This window comes from Pseudoalteromonas sp. MTN2-4, assembly GCF_042848605.1.
Classification (GTDB): domain Bacteria; phylum Pseudomonadota; class Gammaproteobacteria; order Enterobacterales; family Alteromonadaceae; genus Pseudoalteromonas.
This window is the reverse complement of the sequence record NZ_BTGK01000015.1, coordinates 29,189-49,229: the sequence shown is the minus strand read 5'-3', so window position 1 is coordinate 49,229 and position 20,041 is coordinate 29,189. Positions and strand designations below refer to the sequence as shown.

At 42.2% G+C, this 20,041-nt stretch carries 14 protein-coding genes; 11 read left to right on the top strand and 3 right to left on the bottom strand.

What is annotated here, in order from left to right:
• Nucleotides 1-136: 136 nt before the first annotated feature.
• Complete coding sequence (gene tesB / locus ACGHEH_RS21140) at nucleotides 137-1,000, bottom strand: acyl-CoA thioesterase II (RefSeq protein ID WP_390449590.1); 864 nt, start codon at nucleotides 998-1,000, stop codon at nucleotides 137-139.
• Nucleotides 1,001-1,124: 124 nt separating this feature from the next.
• Here tesB and ACGHEH_RS21135 point away from each other — a divergent pair, with 124 nt between their 5' ends.
• Nucleotides 1,125-1,589: an EVE domain-containing protein gene (locus ACGHEH_RS21135; protein WP_390449587.1), complete on the top strand. Its 465-nt coding sequence runs from the start codon at nucleotides 1,125-1,127 to the stop codon at nucleotides 1,587-1,589.
• Between the two features lie 57 nt (nucleotides 1,590-1,646).
• On the opposite strand, the gene ACGHEH_RS21130 is transcribed toward ACGHEH_RS21135, so the two are convergent.
• A complete protein-coding gene (locus ACGHEH_RS21130; RefSeq protein WP_390449584.1) occupies nucleotides 1,647-2,711 on the bottom strand; it encodes a potassium channel family protein in 1,065 nt (354 codons plus the stop codon).
• Between the two features lie 174 nt (nucleotides 2,712-2,885).
• Here ACGHEH_RS21130 and ACGHEH_RS21125 point away from each other — a divergent pair, with 174 nt between their 5' ends.
• The 5 genes from ACGHEH_RS21125 to ACGHEH_RS21105 all read left to right on the top strand — a co-directional run bounded on the left by ACGHEH_RS21125 (nucleotide 2,886) and on the right by ACGHEH_RS21105 (nucleotide 10,168).
• A complete protein-coding gene (locus tag ACGHEH_RS21125) occupies nucleotides 2,886-3,830 on the top strand; it encodes a chemotaxis protein CheV (protein WP_390449581.1) in 945 nt (314 codons plus the stop codon).
• A gap of 149 nt (nucleotides 3,831-3,979) precedes the next feature.
• Nucleotides 3,980-6,145 carry a DNA helicase II gene (gene uvrD, locus ACGHEH_RS21120; protein WP_390449578.1) on the top strand — a complete coding sequence of 722 codons (2,166 nt, stop codon included), beginning with the start codon at nucleotides 3,980-3,982 and terminating at the stop codon, nucleotides 6,143-6,145.
• Nucleotides 6,123-8,189: a GNAT family N-acetyltransferase gene (locus tag ACGHEH_RS21115; RefSeq protein ID WP_390449575.1), complete on the top strand. Its 2,067-nt coding sequence runs from the start codon at nucleotides 6,123-6,125 to the stop codon at nucleotides 8,187-8,189. The genes uvrD and ACGHEH_RS21115 overlap by 23 nt, the downstream gene beginning before the upstream one ends.
• A gap of 46 nt (nucleotides 8,190-8,235) precedes the next feature.
• Nucleotides 8,236-9,276 carry an ABC transporter substrate-binding protein gene (locus ACGHEH_RS21110; protein WP_390449572.1) on the top strand — a complete coding sequence of 347 codons (1,041 nt, stop codon included), beginning with the start codon at nucleotides 8,236-8,238 and terminating at the stop codon, nucleotides 9,274-9,276.
• A gap of 43 nt (nucleotides 9,277-9,319) precedes the next feature.
• On the top strand, nucleotides 9,320-10,168 hold the full coding sequence (locus tag ACGHEH_RS21105) for a CZB domain-containing protein (protein WP_390449569.1): 849 nt from the start codon (nucleotides 9,320-9,322) through the stop codon (nucleotides 10,166-10,168).
• A 94-nt stretch (nucleotides 10,169-10,262) separates the two neighbouring features.
• On the opposite strand, the gene typA is transcribed toward ACGHEH_RS21105, so the two are convergent.
• A complete protein-coding gene (gene typA, locus ACGHEH_RS21100; RefSeq protein WP_058031200.1) occupies nucleotides 10,263-12,086 on the bottom strand; it encodes a translational GTPase TypA in 1,824 nt (607 codons plus the stop codon).
• Nucleotides 12,087-12,364: 278 nt separating this feature from the next.
• Between typA and ACGHEH_RS21095 the strand changes: the two genes are divergently transcribed.
• The 5 genes from ACGHEH_RS21095 (at nucleotide 12,365) to ACGHEH_RS21075 (ending at nucleotide 19,564) form a co-directional block, all read left to right on the top strand.
• Complete coding sequence (locus ACGHEH_RS21095; protein WP_390449565.1) at nucleotides 12,365-13,723, top strand: sigma-54-dependent transcriptional regulator; 1,359 nt, start codon at nucleotides 12,365-12,367, stop codon at nucleotides 13,721-13,723.
• Complete coding sequence (locus tag ACGHEH_RS21090; protein ID WP_390449562.1) at nucleotides 13,710-14,993, top strand: sensor histidine kinase; 1,284 nt, start codon at nucleotides 13,710-13,712, stop codon at nucleotides 14,991-14,993. The genes ACGHEH_RS21095 and ACGHEH_RS21090 overlap by 14 nt, the downstream gene beginning before the upstream one ends.
• Before the next feature lie 135 nt (nucleotides 14,994-15,128).
• The gene (locus tag ACGHEH_RS21085) at nucleotides 15,129-16,370 is read left to right on the top strand and encodes an HlyD family secretion protein (protein WP_390449559.1); all 1,242 of its coding nucleotides are present in this window, start codon (nucleotides 15,129-15,131) and stop codon (nucleotides 16,368-16,370) included.
• A 21-nt stretch (nucleotides 16,371-16,391) separates the two neighbouring features.
• Nucleotides 16,392-17,120 carry an ABC transporter ATP-binding protein gene (locus ACGHEH_RS21080; RefSeq protein WP_390449556.1) on the top strand — a complete coding sequence of 243 codons (729 nt, stop codon included), beginning with the start codon at nucleotides 16,392-16,394 and terminating at the stop codon, nucleotides 17,118-17,120.
• An 8-nt stretch (nucleotides 17,121-17,128) separates the two neighbouring features.
• Complete coding sequence (locus tag ACGHEH_RS21075; protein WP_390449553.1) at nucleotides 17,129-19,564, top strand: ABC transporter permease; 2,436 nt, start codon at nucleotides 17,129-17,131, stop codon at nucleotides 19,562-19,564.
• Nucleotides 19,565-20,041: the final 477 nt, after the last annotated feature.

Below are 20,041 nucleotides of genomic sequence, written 5' to 3'. Positions count from 1 at the left end.
TCATTTTTTTGATCAACCCCTTTTTGCAATTAATTTTAAGAAATGAGTTCAACCGCTCAAAAAGAAATCAAAACTCTGTTTTTAGTCGCTTTTTGCTAACATTTAATACAGCTTATTTGCATTTAAAGCCTAAGATCTAGTTAGATCTTAGTCTCATCACGCCTTCTTGTATGGTGGAAGCAACTAATTCACCTTTTCTATTAAAGAATTGCCCCCTTACTAAACCACGGCCACCACTCGCACTTGGACTATCGACAGTATATAGCAACCATTCATCCATTCTAAATGGACGGTGGAACCACATAGCATGATCTATCGTTGCAACTTGCATATTCGGTTGTAAGAAAGAAAGCCCGTGCGGCTGCAAAGCCGTTGGCAAAAACTCAAAGTCTGACGCATATGCTAGTAAGTAGTTATGTATACGTCTGTCATCAGGCATTGTGCCATTAGCTCTAAACCAAACATGCCTCTTAGCTTCAGTGCTTTTTGGTTTAAACGGGTTCTGAAAGTTTACCGGACGCATTTCGATAGGCATTTCGCAGGTAAATTTATTTCTCAGTTGCTCAGGAATTAGATCCGCGTGCTCTTGGTAAAACTCAAGTGAAGACTTAAGGGTTTCTGGTGCTGGCACATCAGGCATCTCTGTTTGATGAGATAATCCCTCTTCATCCCCCTGAAAAGAAGCTGTCATATAAAAGATGGGTTTACCATATTGGATTGCGCAAACACGACGTGTACTGAAACTTCTCCCATCTCTGATAATTTCAACATCATAAACAATTGGCTTGCTTGCATCGCCCGGACGTAAAAAGTATGAGTGTAAAGAATTAACATAACGATCTGCTGGCAACGTATATTTGGCTGCTGATAGGGCTTGCCCCATTACCTGGCCACCAAACACTTGCGGAAAACCTAAATCTTGGCTTTGCCCTCGATAAATCCCTTGTTCAATTTCTTCTAATGAAAGAAGTGACAGCAAATTATCTAATACCTGACTCATAGCTCATTATCCTCAAACAACATAATGCTTTAATCATACTACACGTATCTGTTTATTGTGTATTTACCTTGCTCAGCTTTGTCATTTAATCAACAATATTAAAAAACACTATCTGAAGATTTTTATGGCTTATTGGTTATTCAAAACAGAACCCGATGTATTTTCTATTGATGATTTAAAGAATGCACAAGAGCAAAGTACTTTTTGGGAAGGCGTAAGAAACTATCAGGCGCGAAACTTTTTAAGAGATGATGTCAAACTAGGTGATCAGATCTTTATTTATCACTCCAGCTGTAAAGTGCCTGCAATTGTCGGGATCGCAGAAGTGACAAAAGAAGCACACCCAGATCCCCATCAATTCGATCCGAGTAGTGACTACTTTGATGAAAAGTCTAAGCCAGACTCCCCAAAATGGTTTGGTGTCACTGTTCAGTTTAGAGAAAAGTTAAGGCCTATCTCTCTGAAACAAATTAAGGCAGACCCAAGAATTATTGATTTACCCCTCAAAAAAGCTGGCAGATTGTCTATCATGCCTGTTACAGAGGAAGAGTTCTTATTTTTAAAACATTACCATAATAGCGAGCAATGATAGTTGTTCGCTATTATCTAATGTAAAGCAATAACTATTATTACGACTTCAAAAATACTATTTGATTTCTTTCCACTTTACTTCTGACGGTAAAATACGCTCAGGTGAAATATAGTGAAGAATATCACCGCCTTTAATTTGATAATGCAGAGGTGGATTTAAGTCCATATTAAATGCATTCAGATCGTGAGCAACTCCCAAAATAATTGCATCGTGCTTTTCTTTGAAATAATGAAAGAAAGCAGAGAAAGGTAGTGCTGCAATATTCTCAGGTAACCGCACACTAAACTGAGTGTCGCCATGTAAAGTTGAAAGTAATTCCTCTTGCACTCGGCTCGAACCAGGATCTTGCATAGCGCGCACTAAGATCTCAGCTGACTTGGTACTAGAACACTCAACATTCTTACAATGAGTGCGAAGCAGGCTGACTTTACTCTCATCAATGAAATGCGCACTAATATGAGCTGCTTCTTTTATTAACGGACTTATCATTAATGCAGTGGTAAAGGTCTGATCGTCATCTTTGCCATCTATGATAATTTTATCAGCTTGAGAGATTGCAATACGCTCGAGCTCTTTTTCATCTGTAAAACTCGTCAGATGCGCAAACTCAACTTCAGAATAGTTAGCTAGAGGGTGCTCTTCAAGATCATTTACAGCGAGAATAATCTGTCGATCTTTTCTTTTATTGTCGGCCAGTATGTAATCAACAATCTTTTTTGTTCTCTGCTCATGCCAGCCAAAGATAACGATGTGATCAGTTAAGTGTGCTAAGTTTTTGTTTCCCGTCATTGCTCTTTTTACCCAAAATGTAACTAACTGCCCGACTTTACCAAGCAAGACACCAAATAATGCTAAACCAAATGGAATTTGGAATAATGCAACCACCCATCGACCCATAGGCGTTACGGCACTCATGTCGCCATATCCTACCGTTGAAGTGGTAACAACATAATAATAAAAATAGGTGTTGAGCCCTAATAGCTCGGTTTCGTTTGCAGCAAGAAGCAGTAACCAAGTCGCAGCTATGTGCAACACTGTTACTGCCATTAATAGCTGCCAACTAGCTTTGTCTATATGTGCCCTTAAGAGCATGGCTAGTTTTTTAAAATACAGAGGCATAGCTAAAACAATTGAATTTAATGATTTTTGTTCACAATACGCGATATCTATTTGCTTGCAAATACCACTTTAAATAAATCTAGGATAGACTTATAGATGACCTCATTTTAGGTTTATTAGATTTCTACCTCGTGTTAGGTATACTGAATTTATCTTCTTCTAAAGGATAACGACATGGCTGGTGTTTTAGCTTCTGTAGATCAAAGAACTCAACTGGTGGGTGAAAACCGACTTGAGTTGTTGTTATTTCATTTACATAGCCGCCATCTATTTGCTTTAAATGTCTTCAAAGTAAAAGAAGTTGTAAAGCTACCACACCTAAACATCATGCCAAACGCGCATCCGAAAGTATGTGGTGTAACTAGCATTCGTGGAGAGTCCATCCCAGTTATCGACCTTCGTAGAGCAATCAATTTGCCAGAATGTCAGCGTGATGAAGACTGCAATCTCGTTATTACTGAATACAACCGCACTGTTCAAGCTTTTCTAGTCGGTAAAGTTGACCAAATCGTCAATACCACTTGGTCGGATATTATGCCTCCACCAAGTTCTGTGGGTAAAAACCATTATCTTACTGCCTTCACAAAACTAAAGCGTGACGGCCAAGAGCACCTCGTTGAAATTATCGACGTAGAGAAGGTATTGGCTGAGATTATTAGCTACGACATACAAATATCAGACGATGTACTAGATGAATCAATCCTGCCTGAATTTCAAGGTAAGAAAATTCTTCATGCGGATGATTCACCAACTGCACGTCGCCAAGTGTCAGACACGCTTGCACAATTGGGGATTGAAATTATTCCGGCAACTGACGGGCAAGCCGCGCTTGATATACTCAAGCTATGGGCTGATGAGGGTAAAGATGTTACACAAGAAATTCTTGCTGTAATAACTGATGCTGAAATGCCAGTGATGGACGGATACCGCTTAACCTATGAAATTAGGAATGATCCTCGCCTTAAAGATCTTTATGTCATTTTGAATACGTCTTTGAGTGGCAGTTTTAACCAAGCTATGGTTGAAAAAGTGGGCTGTAATGCGTTTCTATCTAAATTCCAACCTGACTTATTAGTTGAAGAAGTTCAAAATCGCTTAAAAGAATACATCGGCCAGTAAACTGGTTATTTATACAGTTCAATTTATTTTCATTCTTCATATATTTCAAAAAGTTAAGTTTTTACGCATAGTAAAAATGTGTGTCTTGCTGGGAAATAGACGCTAGCCTAGGTATACTTTGCTGCATTCTGATTTGGCAAGGTAACCTAATGGACGTTTCTGATTTAATTGACGGCTTAAACGATAAACAACGCGAAGCTGTAGCTGCTCCTTTGCAGAACATGCTGGTGCTGGCTGGCGCAGGCTCAGGTAAAACGCGAGTACTTGTTCATCGTATTGCATGGTTAATGCAGGTAGAGCACGCCTCTCCTTATAGTATTTTTGCTGTGACCTTTACCAATAAAGCCGCCAAAGAAATGCGTACCCGTGTTGAAGAAACACTCAAATCACCTGTCGGCGGTATGTGGATCGGCACTTTTCACGGTTTATCTCACCGAATCCTTCGCGCTCATCACCGTGAAGCTAACTTACCCGAAGCGTTTCAAATCTTAGACACTGACGACCAAGTACGTATGATCCGCCGTCTATTGAAAGCCATGAATATTGATGAAAAGAAGTGGCCGCCAAAGCAGATAGCCTGGTATATCAGCGCTCGTAAAGATGAAGGTCAACGTCCAAAAGATATTCAAGCTTATGATGTAAACGAACAACTGATGTTGCGCGTTTATACGGCTTATCAAGAAGCCTGTGATAGGGCGGGTTTGGTCGACTTTGCTGAAATCTTATTACGCTGCTTTGAATTGCTACAACAGCAGCCGACATTACTACGCCATTATCAACAGCGTTTCCGTCATATGCTGGTAGACGAATTCCAAGATACCAACAACATTCAATATCGCTGGTTAAAACTACTTGCTGGCGGTGACAGCAATATCATGATCGTAGGCGACGATGACCAAAGCATTTACGGCTGGCGTGGTGCTAAAATCGAAAACATCAAACGCTTTTTAGATGACTTTGATGCAGAGACTATTCGCCTTGAACAAAACTATCGTTCTACGGCAACCATTCTAAAAGCATCTAACGCGCTGATTGAAAACAACGCCGAGCGAATGGGAAAAAGCCTTTGGACCGATGGCAACCAAGGCGAGCCTATTTCGATTTATGCTGCCTTTAATGAGTTAGATGAAGCCCGTTTTGTAGTAGGTAAAATCAAAACTTGGCTGAATGGGGGTAATGCTTTACAAGATTGCGCCATTCTTTATCGTAACAACGCCCAGTCGCGTATTCTTGAAGAGGCAATGTTACAAGAAGGCTTAAAGTATCGCATTTATGGCGGTATGCGCTTCTTCGAACGCCAAGAGATCAAAGATGCTTTATGTTACCTACGCCTGATATGCAACCGTCAGGATGATGCTGCATTTGAACGAGTTATTAATACCCCAGCGCGTGGTATTGGTGACAAAACCTTAAGCCATATCCGTGACTGTGCACGCAATGAATCAATGCCATTGTGGTACGCCGCAAAAGCGATTCTAGAGCAAAAGCATTTAGCAGGTAGAGCAGCAACTGCCGTCACTAAATTCGTTGAACTTATCGAGCATCTCAGCGATAAAATCGATGAGCTAGAATTGAGCGAACAAGCTAAACAAACCATTGAAGTATCTGGCCTAATGGCAATGTACCAAGCCGAAAAAGGCGAAAAAGGCCGCGCTCGAGTAGAAAACTTAGAAGAATTAATCAGTGCTTGTGGTCAATATGAACCGCCTATTGATGAAGACTTTAGTTCACCACTACAAGGTTTTTTAGCCTACACGTCACTTGAAGCTGGTGAAGGCCAAGCCGATGAGCACGAAGATGCGGTGCAAATGATGACCTTGCACTCGGCAAAAGGTCTAGAATTCCCACTTGTATTTATGGTTGGTGTAGAAGAAGGCATGTTCCCTTCACAGCAAAGCCATGAAGAGTCGGGTCGCTTAGAAGAAGAGCGCCGCTTATGTTATGTCGGTATGACTCGAGCAATGGATAAACTCTATATTAGTCATGCTGAAAGTCGTCGTTTGTATGGACAAGAAAAACATCACAGTCCTTCGCGCTTCTTACGTGAAATCCCTGAAGACTGTGTAGAAGAAATTCGCATTAAAACGCAAGTTTCACGCCCAGCAAGTACAGGCCGCTTCAGTAACACCATTACTTTGGCAACCTTTGAAGATAGCGGTTACAACCTTGGTCAACGAGTTTTGCATGCCAAGTTTGGTGCTGGTACCGTATTAAATTACGAAGGTAACGGCGCGCAATCTCGAATTCAAGTCAACTTTGACGATGTAGGTACGAAATGGCTTGTCACCGCTTATGCAAGACTTGAAAAAATATAATTTAGAGGCGCTATTTGAGCGCCTTACTTTTAATCAGCACCGTCAGTTAGTGTTGTTTTGCGGCTCACAGAAGTGGGCTGCCACCGAGTTGAATAAACTCACAAGCAAGACGACTTCTTTCTTATCACTGTCAAAAGAACCCACTTTTAATCAAGCGCAATGGCCTGAGCATCTTCATCAAATTCTTGGTCAAGAGTTCGATGTCGCAATATACGATGGCTATTCAGGGATTATCCCCAATAAACTGGCGGCACTCAGTGGCACAGTAAAAGCAGGCGGCATACTTGCGCTCGTCTTACCTGAGCTTGCGCAATTAAACTCTTGGTGTGACGAAGGGATCACAACTTGGCAAAATCATCAGCAATCGCTAACAACAAGTCCATTTTTAGCGCGTTGGCAGCGCTTATTTTCTCAGCTACCTATCTCTATTATTTCTGAAACTATTGACACAAGGCTGTCTTTACCAGATTTAAAACCTGCTTCAGAGCTTAACCATAGATTAGGTGAGCAAGATAAGGTTATTAAAACGCTCATTAGATTACTCACCAAATCGCAGCAACATATTTTGCTTACAGCCGATAGAGGCCGCGGTAAATCATCAGCTTTAGGTTTATTAGCGAGCAAAATGCCTGAGCAATCATTTGTGATATGTGCACGTCAATATCAAGCAGTAAAAAGTAGTTTTTCCCATTTGGCCAAAGCCCTCGGAATTGAATATTCAGGCAATGAGAAAACACTCGCTAATCTTCGCTTTTGTCCACCAGATAAGTTACTTCAAGAAAATATCAGCGATGACATCATTCTTATTGACGAAGCCGCAGCTTTACCCGTGCCTACCCTCATCAAAATAGCGGATAAGTTTAAGCGCTGTGTATTTGCATCGACTTTAGTAGGCTATGAAGGTAATGGTCGAGGCTATACGTTAAGGTTCAAACGTTTTTTAGCAAAACACTGTCCTACCTATCAGCAATTGACCCTCAATGCGCCGATTAGATATGAGCAGTGTGATCCGTTAGAAAGCAGCATAAACAAACTATTCGCGCTCGACGCTGAGTTTAATGCACCTAAGCAACTTGAACAGTTCGAGTTCACTCATATTACATCTGAAGATTTACTTCACGATGAGCATCTACTTAGACAAGCATTTTCATTATTGGTGCTCGCGCATTACCAAACCAGCGTTAATGACCTAAGACAGTTACTAGACCAGCCTGATAACAGACTCTTTGCAATCAAACAGCAAAACCATTTACTTGGTATTTGTCTAGTCAGTATTGAAGGCAGTTTAAATGCTGATAGTATCGCAGCGATAGCGCAACAGAACAGACGACCCAAAGGGCACTTGCTACCGCAACAGCTTTACCACTTACTACAGCAAGATGCATTTTTGCGTCATAAAGCCGCTAGAGTTGTCAGAATAGCAATCGCACCTGATTTTCAATGCCAAAAGCTGGGTCAGCAGTTATTGAACTATAGCGAACAGCAACTTCAAGATGAGGTCGATTACTTTGGTAGTAGCTTTGGCTGCACCGCACAGTTATTAAAGTTCTGGCAAGAGAACGAGTATCAAATTGTAAAGTTAGGCTTTAAACAAGACAAAGCCAGCGGCGAGTATTCTGCAATTGTATTAAAGAATAATAAAGATCTGTCTGAAGAACAGCATCAGTTGCGAGTGCGCTTTTCTCAGCAGTTTACTTATCAATTGCTCACGCAGTATCAAATGCTAGATGACACACTGGTAAGTCAGTTACTAAAACCAACAACTGGTAACTCATTCATCTCGGCTGAGCATAAACAGCAGTTAAAAATATTACTTGACCAACCTGCGCATATCGAACAAGGCTTAGCCTTGATTTGGCAAATAATGTCACAGAACCCACAACTACTATACAACCTTTCGGCTATTTCCCATCGACTACTAATTAAGCTAGTATTACAAGGTAAGAAAAAAGACGTAGTTAAGAAAGAGTTATGCATTGACTCAAAAAAACAACTAAACCTATGTTTATTTAATCTAGTTGCAGAAATTTATGCCCAAATTTAAGCCCTCAATTTTGCTTACTTCTTGCCTTTTTTGGGCATGTCAGCTTATGGCTTCGGGGTCACAACTCAATATAAAATTAGGCATGTCGGTGGCTTTAACTGGGCCCGCCAGTGAAATAGGCAAACAACTTGCGCTAGGTTCTAAAATTTATTTTGAACAGATTAATAAACTGGGTGGGATCCACGGCGCGCTTATCGAACTCGATGTGAGAGATGATGGCTATGAGCCAAACCACACAGTCAACAACACACGCTTTTTTATTTACGATAAAAAAGTACATGCATTATTTGGTTACATGGGTACCCCAACCACAACTGCCATAAAATCCATGCTAGAGCACACACAAATACCTTTGCTTATGCCCTATACGGGTGCAGCATTTTTAAGGGAAAAACCCGCATTCAAAGTGTTTAACTTAAGAGCCAGCTACCTTGATGAGGCAAAAGAACAAATCAGTTACTTAGTTGATGAATTAGGCCATTCAAAAATTGCATTGCTCATACAAGCTGACGAATTTGGTATTACATTGCAAAAAAGTCTCACTGCGGCACTAAGAATGAGGGGGTTAAAACCTCAGGTAGTCGGCCGATTTCGTAGAAATACCAATGAAGTTGAGAAAGCACTCAAACTAATTGGCAACAGTGAAGCCACTGCCGTTGCTATGGTAGGCACTTATGAGCCGTTATCACACTTCATCCTGTTATCACAAAAGCAAAATAAGCAATTCGCTTTCACCACTGTATCATTTGTCTCCAGCGAAGATCTATTGAACAAGCTGACTCAACCAAGCCAATTAATGGTCACAGAAGTGGTGCCAAATCCAGTCTCTTGTGAGGGTAAAATTTGTGAGCAATTCAGAGCAACGTTAAACACACATTCTTTACCTATTACGCACGCCATCTTTGAAGGGTATCTTAACGCATTAGTGTTTAGTCTTGGCGCAAAAATGTGTCCTTTACCATTTAATTCTAGCTGTGTCCTCAATGCCTTAAGCAATGTGATCAACCAAGATGATGAATTACGTCATTTATTTAAGATCAAATCAAAGCAAAAGAAATTACCAATTTTCCGTTCATATCATTCATAATTGATCTATCATTAGTCATACTTATAAGCATGATGAGGCAGACATGGATTTAATTAACTTTCGTGTTGGGCAAAAAACAATTTCTTTAAAGATCTTAGACATATTGCTGACCGAGCGCTATGAAGGAAACCTAACCTCATTGCCAAACGGCAACCCAAGCTTCTTGGGGGTCAAAGATTACATGGGCACCCCAACGCCTATTTTTGATCTTGGCTTAATCTTAAATAACCAATCTTCCTCAGAAGTAAATCAAGCACTCGTAAAACTACTACATGATCGTGAACAAGATCATAAAGCTTGGTTAGTGGCACTTGAACACAGTATTCACGAAGGTGTCGCTTTCACCAAAGCACGAGATCCTCGACAATGTGAATTTGGTAAGTGGTTTTATAGTTTCAAAACTGATAATGAAGATTTAAAAGCTTTACTTGCACGCTTTGAAGAACCTCATACAAAATTACACAATCTTTCAAGCACCTTATTAGATATGTGTGCCAAAGGCGAAAAAGAACAAGCAGTAAGAATGCTCGAGAAAGAGCGTACTACAACTTACCAAAAACTGATCCGATTATTTGAGTCAGCAAGAGATCAAATCACGCTCGATCACAAACCTATTATTGTTTTTACAACCTTAGATGGTCAAAAACCACATATTGGTTTGTTGGTCGATCAAGTACAAGACAATATTCATTGCGATGAGAGTGAGATCAAACCACTCAATGAGATCACCAATATCGGTTTTGATATCGATCCACAAACTAAGCAAATGATGAAAGGTTTAATTAAACGTGATGATACACATAGCGTATTAATCGATCCTAGTGCGATTTTTAGACCCGAACATTTACAAAGCTATGACCCTGAAGAAACCGAAAGCTATGGTTTGTTTTAATTCAAAGCCAAAAAGTAATACTTCTAAATAGTTTGCTTTATTTAGCTACAAAAAAACCGCTCAGTTGAGCGGTTTTTTTACATCTCGTAAGAGATTATTTCTTAGCTTCACGGCTCGCGCGCTTACGCTCGCTTTCAGTAAGTAGTTTCTTACGGATACGGATGCTTTCTGGTGTTACTTCTACTAGCTCATCATCATCAATGAATTCAAGTGCTTGCTCAAGTGTCATAACGATTGGTGGCACAAGGTTTTGCGCTTCATCAGTACCAGATGCACGAACGTTAGTAAGCTGCTTACCTTTAAGCGCGTTCACAGTTAGGTCGTTATCACGCGCGTGAATACCGATGATCATACCTTCGTAAACTTCAACACCGTGACCGATGAATAGCTTACCACGGTCTTGTAGGTTGAATAGTGCGTTAGTTAGTGCTTTACCTGCAGCATTTGCGATAAGAACACCGTTCTTACGTTGACCAATGTTACCGCCTTTGTGTGGGCCGTAGTGATCGAACGTGTGGTACATAAGACCTGAACCAGATGTTAGTGTCATGAAGTCAGTTTGGAAACCGATTAGGCCACGTGAAGGCATCATGAAGTCCATACGAATACGGCCTTTACCATCTGGTGCCATATCAGTCATTTCAGCTTTACGAAGACCAAGCTGTTCCATGATAGAACCTTGGTGCTCTTCTTCAACGTCAACAGTTACTGTTTCATATGGTTCTTCTAACTGACCATCTACTTCACGAAGAATTACTTCTGGACGAGATACAGCTAGTTCGTAACCTTCACGACGCATGTTTTCGATTAGGATACCTAGGTGAAGTTCACCACGACCTGACACGCGGAAACTATCTGGGTTATCAGTTTCTTCAACACGTAGTGCTACGTTGTGTACAAGCTCAGCTTGAAGACGCTCAAGAATATTACGTGAAGTTACGAATTTACCTTCTTGGCCAGAGAACGGAGACGTATTTACAGAGAACGTCATTGTTACTGTCGGTTCATCAACAGAAAGCGCTGGAAGTGCTTCAACTGCGTTTACATCACATACAGTATCAGAGATCTTAAGTTCACCTAGACCGGTAATTGCAATGATGTCGCCCGCTTGCGCTTCTTGTGCTTCGTGACGGTCAAGACCTAAGTAAGTCAGTACTTGGCCAACTTTACCGTTGCGAGTAGAACCGTCAGCACCAACAATTGTTACTTGTTGGTTTACTTTAACAGTACCACGCTTGATACGACCAACACCGATTACACCGATGTATGAGTTGTAGTCTAGCTGTGAAATCTGCATTTGGAATGCCCCTGCAGGATCTGCATCTGGCTTTTCTACTTGCTCAACGATCGCTTCAAACATTGGTTGCATGTTGTCTGAAGGCTCGTCTAGGTCAAGCGTTGCCCAACCGTTAATTGCTGAAGCGTAGATAACTTGGAAATCAAGCTGCTCGTCAGTTGCACCTAGGTTATCGAATAGATCGAATACTTGGTCCATTACCCAATCAGGGCGTGCACCTGGCTTGTCGATTTTGTTGATAACAACGATTGGCTTAAGACCTAGTGCGAATGCTTTTTGCGTTACGAAACGCGTTTGCGGCATTGGACCTTCTTGCGCATCAACTAGAAGTAATACTGAGTCAACCATTGAAAGAACACGTTCTACTTCACCACCGAAGTCAGCGTGTCCCGGAGTGTCTACGATGTTGATGTGGTAATCGTTCCACTCAATCGCGGTGTTTTTAGCTAGGATGGTAATACCACGCTCTTTTTCGATGTCGTTGGAATCCATCACGCGTTCTTCATTACCGCCACGTGTTTCTAACGTGCCCGATTGCTCTAGTAGCTTGTCTACTAGGGTCGTTTTACCGTGGTCAACGTGCGCGATAATCGCGATATTACGTAATTTTTCAATGCTCATGTTTATAACTCAGATAATTACTCGAAAGAGTGGGTTAATCCTATACACAAAAATTGTGTAAAACAGCCGTAAAAGTGACCGCTAGAATTTAAAAGGGGCGTATTATCCCCTAATAACGGCATAGATGAAAGTTTATGCAGGATAATTTTTACGATAATCGCCTTAATCGTTCAAATAAAAGCTGCAACAGACTCTATTTTATAAATTCGTTTGCCATTTCATCTACTCGCCTATTATAGTCACTGCTATTAAAAGGATATGACAATTAGCGGTAAAAAATGTCTAGCTCACCAAAACGCATCCTCATTATAGAAGATAATCGCGAAGTACGTTTAGCAGCTTTATTTGTTTTAGAGGCGTTTGGTTATCGCGTCTGTGAAGTTGAAAACCCAGTTCAAGCAAAGCAATGGTTAGAAGCAAACCAAGCCGACATCATACTGCTTGATATGAACTTTGACTTAGATTCCACATCGGGCGAAGAAGGATTAGGCTTTTTACGCTGGAAGCAACAACAAGCAATCGCAACCCCCATTATCGCGATGACCGCTTGGTCAAACACACAATTAGTGGTTGATGCCATGCAACTTGGCGCCAACGACTTTATTGAAAAGCCTTGGGATAATTTACGCTTAAAAGAAGTGATTGAGCAGCAGCTCGATGTACATACACTGCAAGCTAATGCGCAGTCTAAACCTGATACACCTGTTAAACTGCAATCCGATCTAATTTATCACAGTGAACAAATGCAAAAACTGCTACAACAGTTACAAGCTGTCGCACAGAGTGATGCCAACATTTTACTACTTGGCGAAAACGGCACAGGCAAGAGCCAACTCGCGCATTGGATCCACCAGCAATCGAGTGTCGCCCAAGGCCCATTTGTAACCACCAATATGGCAGCCATCCCTGAGCAGTTATTTGAAAGTGAGTTATTTGGCCATAAGAAAGGCGCGTTTACCGATGCCAAAACAAACCGAGAGGGTCGCTTTGAACAGGCGCAACATGGCACATTATTTTTAGATGAATTGGCCTGCCTTCCGGCAAACCAACAGGCTAAATTATTAAGGGTGTTAGAATCTGGCGAATACGAAGCGGTAGGAGCTGAACATACTCAGGCCTCGAATGCGCGTATTATCAGCGCCTCTAATGGGGATTTTGCTGAATTGATCCGCAGTGGTGCATTTCGCCAAGATTTATTTTTCCGCCTTAATACCCTGACCTTCACCATCCCCCCACTGCGTGAACGCCGGACAGACATTTTACCGCAAGCGCGCCACTTTATCGCCAAACACTGCCAACGCTACAACAAACCAATAGCGAATCTATCTGATTGTGCCGAACAAAAGTTACATGATTATCATTGGCCTGGTAACAGTCGTGAACTCAACCATTGTCTCGAGCGCGCGGTATTATTATCACTCGGCGACACGCTAAAAGCAGAAGACATTCAAGTTGCCGAATTAGCGGATATGAACAACGCCGGATATGGCCCAGAATTGACACTGGCTCAAGTTGAAAAGCAGCATATTATGCAAGCCCTCGCGCACAGTAATCAAAATAAAGCCCAAGCCGCCCAATTACTCGGCATCACAAAACAATCTTTATATCGCCGGCTAGAAAAATATGAGTTGGTTTAATCTTAGCTTTGAGCGGATGCTGCTTAGCACAATGTATTTAATTGGCAGCATCCCCGTCATTGTATTGGGGTTACTGAGTCAATACGGCGTATTGTCTTTTTCACTTCCGATTACGACACTGAGTATCGTCATTTGGTGTGCTAGCTTATTTTTTGCCTATCGAACTTTGTTATCTCGCTACACACTTATAATGTCGCGCGCGCAGCGACAAACCCAAAGTTTACTCTCTCAAGATTACGGCCTGCTCATAAAGGCCCCTTGCCAAGTCGGAGAAAGCGCGCAGTTACAAAGTGCATTAAAATTACTCAGTGAGCAGCTGCAAGAGCAAAAAGAGCAAGTCGATGAGCAAGCTTTTGTGTTATATCGACTCATACAACAGCTCAACACGCCAATCTTGGTATTTGATCATCGCCAACAGCTCAGCCAAGGTAATGGGGCATGCACACAATTATTAGGACAACCATGGCAAACATTACGCTTTAGCTCCCCCAAACGATTGGGCTTTCAGGCAACGCCTGATTGGCAGTTTATCGACCCCTATAAGCGTAAGCGCTGGCAAGTTCGCCACAGTGTCTTTTTAGATAGAGGCAAGCAGTATCAATTACTTGTGTGTATTGATATTCAATCGGCATTGCGTGAAAGAGAAATAAAAGCGTGGCAACAAATGACCCGAGTCTTAAACCACGAAATTAAAAACTCTTTAACGCCCATTTCTGCATTGGCGCAAAGCTTATCTCAGATGCTTGATCAACCCCGTCAAGTTGAAGCCATGGAAATAATCATGGAGCGTGCAAAGCATTTACAACACTTTGTATCCCAGTTTGCAAAGCTCAACCAGCCTATCAAAGTCAGCCCCAGAGAGGTGGTTGCCAAAACACTCTTTCAAGCTCTTTGCCATTTATATCCCGGACAAAAACTAACGGCACAAGGACTCGAACTGGTTCTCGAAGTCGATGAGACATTGCTGCAGCAAGTGCTAATCAATTTAATTAAAAATGCAATAGAAGCAGAGAGTATCAATATACAATTGAGCTTTAAAATTGACGGCCCTACTTTGCATATCCAATTACGCGATGATGGACATGGCATATTGAATCCAGACAATTTATTCGTACCCTTTTACACCACCAAACCTGACGGACAAGGTATTGGGTTGAGCTTATGCCAACACTTAATAGAACAAATGGGTGGAGAGCTCAGTTTAAAAAATAACACAACAAAAGGGGCCTGCGCGCACATTACTTTGCCAGCAAGCATACGCTATCAATAGTCCGATTTTGTACTCAATATAAGTCCGGAATCGGACTCAAATTGAGAGAGGGAAAATAAAAACAATATATTTCAACAACTTAAAACTGGAGCATCCCTTGCTCATAAACTCTGTATAGCAATAAGGAGTTTATGAGTGGATATTAAAAAAACCAAACAAGGCATTTCCAAAAAGTATTTAATCGCGCTTTGCTGCGCGGCCGTGGCTATCCTATTGATAGTCATGAATACACTACAACCTAATGACCTCACTATTGAGCGTAGCAGCTTAGTAATAGGTGAAGTAAAACAAGGCAATTTAGCGGTCAGTGTATCGGGCTATGGGGTATTAAGGTCAAATAAGCAAACACTACTTACGGCAAAAAGTAACGCCGTGGTCACTGAAATATTCTTACGACCTGGTGCAGAAGTTGACCCTGACTCAATCATTCTTACGTTGGACGACCCTGATCTGTTGCAAGAAATTGAAAGTCAGCAAATGTTGGTTAACCAGCAACAAGCGGCGATACGTCGACAAGCTTTGGCAAACCAGAGAGAGTTGCTACAAGAAGAAGCGCAACTTGCTCAGATCGACAGCGAATATCAAACCTTAAAGTTTCGACGTATTGCCGAACAAGCATTGCATGAACAAGGCGTTATCGCTGAAATTGATGTTAAAACCGCCCGCTTAAGAGAAGATCAACTCGCGCAACGTGTGGCATTGCAACGCACTCGTATAAAGCAATTAAAAGCACTACACCAAGAAGATATTAAAATCTCTCAAGAGCAACTGGGGCAAGCAAGCTCGCGCTTAACTAGGTTGAGCCAACGCCAAAATGAACTCACGGTAAGAGCAGGAATGAGTGGCGTACTACAGCAGCTTCCTATCACCCTTGGACAAAGCGTACTGCCCGGGCAAGAGCTTGCGCAAATAGGCAGTAGCCAAGATTTACAAGCCTTGATCAGAGTCGCGCAAAGTAAAGTAGACCAGCTTCAAGTTAGGCAAAAAGCCATTGTAGATACACGTAGAGAAAAAGTCCCAGCAGAGGTCACACGTATTACCCCACAGGTGCAAGATGGGACTGTTGAAGTTGAGCTCAGCTTTACTCAAGGTGTGCCGCAATCAGCCCGTGCAGAGCTTAATGTACTAGCAGATATTCAAACCCAAGCGCTGAGTAATGTGCTTTATGTTGAAAAGCCAAATAACGTCAACGCACATCAAAGCGCCGAACTCTTTACCTTGGCACAAGCCACACTGGCAACACCGACCAATATCCGCTTTGGCGAAGAAAACGACCAATTTATTCAAATCATCAGTGGTGCTAACATGGCAGATCGCATTATCCTCTCGGATATGTCTCTGTACCGTGATCACGCCCGTATTCAAATCATACAATAATTAATAATAAGGAATATCACCATGCAAGATGTTGTACTTTCAATGCACGCCATCACTAAGGTTTACAGTACAGACGAAATGGAGACCCACGCCCTGCGTGGGGTCGACTTGACCATTTACCAAGGTGACTTTGTTTCTATCTGCGGCCCATCAGGTTGCGGTAAGTCGACCTTATTGTCGATTATGGGTCTACTCGACATGCCCACAACGGGCACATATCACATTGACGACAAAGATGTCAGCTCACTGAATTTAAGTGAAGCCGCCTTTGTCAGAAACGAAAAAATTGGTTTTATCTTTCAATCATTTAACCTGATTGATGACCTGACTGTGTTCGAGAATGTGGCACTGCCTTTGCGTTACAGCCAACAGTCTAATAATGAAAGCGATATTGAACAGCAAGTCAGTCATGTATTAGCGCAAGTTGATATGAGTCACAGAGCCCAGCACCGTCCAAATCAATTATCTGGTGGACAACAACAAAGGGTCGCCATAGCCCGTGCTTTAATTGGTAACCCAAGCTTACTGCTGGTAGATGAACCCACAGGTAACTTGGATTCACGTAATGGTGATGCCGTGATGGATATGCTTAGACTGCTCAATCAACAAGGTACCACCATTTGCATGGTAACCCACGATCCTAGATATGCCGATATGGCCTCACGAAAATTGCACTTATTAGATGGCAAGATCATCAGTGCCGAGCATGTCGTTGACACGCCTGCCACAGTGCAATCAATCAGCGAGTAGGAGGAAGTATGCAACTGCAAAAGCAATTATCACAAGCCATATATAACCTCGCTCGCGTAAAAGGATACAGCCTCACGATTATTCTCACGCTGGGGATCACCTTAGGGGCATTCATTGCTATGTTTAATCTGAACTATCAGATATTAGCTAAGCCTTTACCCTACCCTGAAGCCGACAAGCTGATGCTCGTTCGCGGCGAGCGATTTAGCCCCCAGCAACGAGTATCTGATAACTGGCTTCCTTCCAAAGGTGTCATTGAAGCGCATCAAGAATTCACACAACATATTGACCGCATTGCGCTACATAATATCAGTATTGATGTTGAGCATTCGCTCCCAACCAATCCTGTATTTAATATTGGTGCGGTCACGCCAGAGTTTTTTAACATACTCGACGCCCCCATGGCACTCGGTAGACGTTTAAACGATGATGAAACACTGAATGCCAATATTCCGGTCACCATTATTAGCTTTGACGTTTGGCAAACTCACTTTAATGGCAGTAACGATGTACTGAGCAAAAGCTTAGACTTCAAAGGCGTACAATTTCGCATCGTTGGCGTTTTAGCTGAGCACTTTGTCGAGCCAGTACTTGCCGCACCTGGCTGGCATACTGATGTATGGATTGCCTATGATTATAATGATGCTCCTACGCCGTCTTGGGGATTTTCATCTAACCAAGCACACATGTTGGTTAAGATTGACGATACAAATAACAAAGCTCGACTCGAGCTGGCACTGACGAACTGGTTTAATGAAGGCTTTGCTAATCGAGACGTTCAACAAGAAAACTTCAGGGATCACTTTTTAGAAGTAAACCTTGTACCATTTCGCAATCGGATCATTGGTGAAGCAGAAACCACCAGTTTACTCATGCTACTGGGCAGCATCACATTATTGCTTATTGCCCTCTCAAATATTGGTAACTTAGTCATTTCACGTGCCGTAAACCGTCAACGCACCATGGCCATTCATGTTGCTATGGGTGCGCAACCTAGAGATTTGTTCAAACATGTATTTATTGAGCTTTTTTGCCTATTTTGCGCCGCTGTCTTACTCGCCCTAGGTGTGGTTAGTATCATCATTGAAGTTTTAAAAAGTGGTGCGTTTGGCCCGCTTGCACGCCTTGATGAGCTGAGTATTACCCCCGTTACCTTCATGTTTTCACTGTTCAGCGCATTGGTACTAAATACTGTGCTCGCGCTGTCGGTCAGTCGTTTATTAAACTATCGCGCCATTAATCAAGTATTACAGCAAAGTGGTAAAGGCACTGGCACGCAAGTCTCTGCAAGCTCACGTAACTTATTTATCAGTGTGCAAATTGCCTTGTGTTTGGCACTGCTCATTGCCTGTATTTATATTTTCCAAAATAGTTTAAAAATTCTCACGCAGCCGTCAGGGCTCGATCATCAAAACACCTATCAGGTTGCTCTCAACTTAGGCGATTTACTCAGCACGCCTCGTGCTGAACGCCAGGCACTGATGCTCAATTTGGTCGACTCACTACGTGAAGAACAAGACATTGTCGATGTAGGCATTGGTGGCTACCCGCCGATTAATTACTGGGTTGAAGGCTTTAACCCTGGCGAAGTTCGCACCGGACCTGACCCCTCTGACCCAAGCTTTAAGGTAACTTCTACTGTTGGCAGCACCGAATACCTCAATTTATTGGGTATTACCCTAAGCAGCGGACGCTTTTTTACTGAGCAAGAGATCCATGCCGGCGATAGAGTCATGTTAATTAACCAAACCCTTGCATCTCAATTTGAAACTTATGGGCCTGTGTTAGGGAGACAGATTTACCCGCCTTATGACACTCACCCTCATACTGTCATAGGCATTGTTGATGATTTGACCTTACCTCATATTGCTAAAATGGGTCGCCTATATAGTCCTATGATCCCATCTGGTTACCCGTTTTTAATTGTTAAAACGCCAGAGGGAAAGCCAATGACAGCTACAACACTCAATCAGTTAATGGGCAAGGTTCATAACCAAATTAAGGTCTACAACTTTGCCACTACAGACGAGATATTCGCAGCGCACACGCAGCAAGATAAAGTCGCAAGCTTGTTCACTTTAGGGCTGGCAGGCCTCGCCACTTGTTTAGCCTTTATAGGTATTTATGGTGTCCTTGTTTACAACGTTGCAGTACGTAAAACAGAACTTGGGATCCGCATGTCTTTAGGCGCAGCACCTGCAACCATTTTGGCGCTTGTTTTAAAAGATAACTTCAAACCGGTTTTGATGGGGGCCATTATTTCACTGTTAGGTATACAACTGACACAATACTTGGCAGTTAATAGCCAATATCAATTTAACTTGTCGCTACTGGATTATGTATTACCAACATCAGCCATTGCTTTACTTGTAAGCGTTGCAACGACCCTATCAATAGCCAAACTCATTCGACAGCCCGCTATTTACGCTTTAAAAGACAATTAGGGCGTGTTTATCTTTGAGGTGCGAATTTTGTTCAAATCAAAGGCTTTCAATACGCGAAATGAGCTACGTAGCAAAGGTTGCCCCGCATAATGGGTTATGTGAGTGGCGAATGAAAAAGTAGTGGAAGCCTTTGGTTGAACTCTTCGAGCAGCGCGAGTTGAACATTTATTCGTCGTTATCGGCTGACTTACATAGAATAACTATGCTACGCAGCCTCTGCCTAGTCTAAATATCCAACTCACCGCTGCAAAAGCACACAACAAAGGTCAACACGCCCTAATCCCACTCACAAAACTTAAGTATTTTCCCAGTAAAAACACTGGGAAAATACCAGGTCTGCACTATACTAGGGCTGCACCAACTGCGTGCAATGGCGGATCATTGTGGTGCACTATTTAGGTGCATCAGCATGATGAAAAACAAAAAACCCATGCTTTTCAACAAAGTATAAAGTTGGCATATTATCCGCTTACTAGT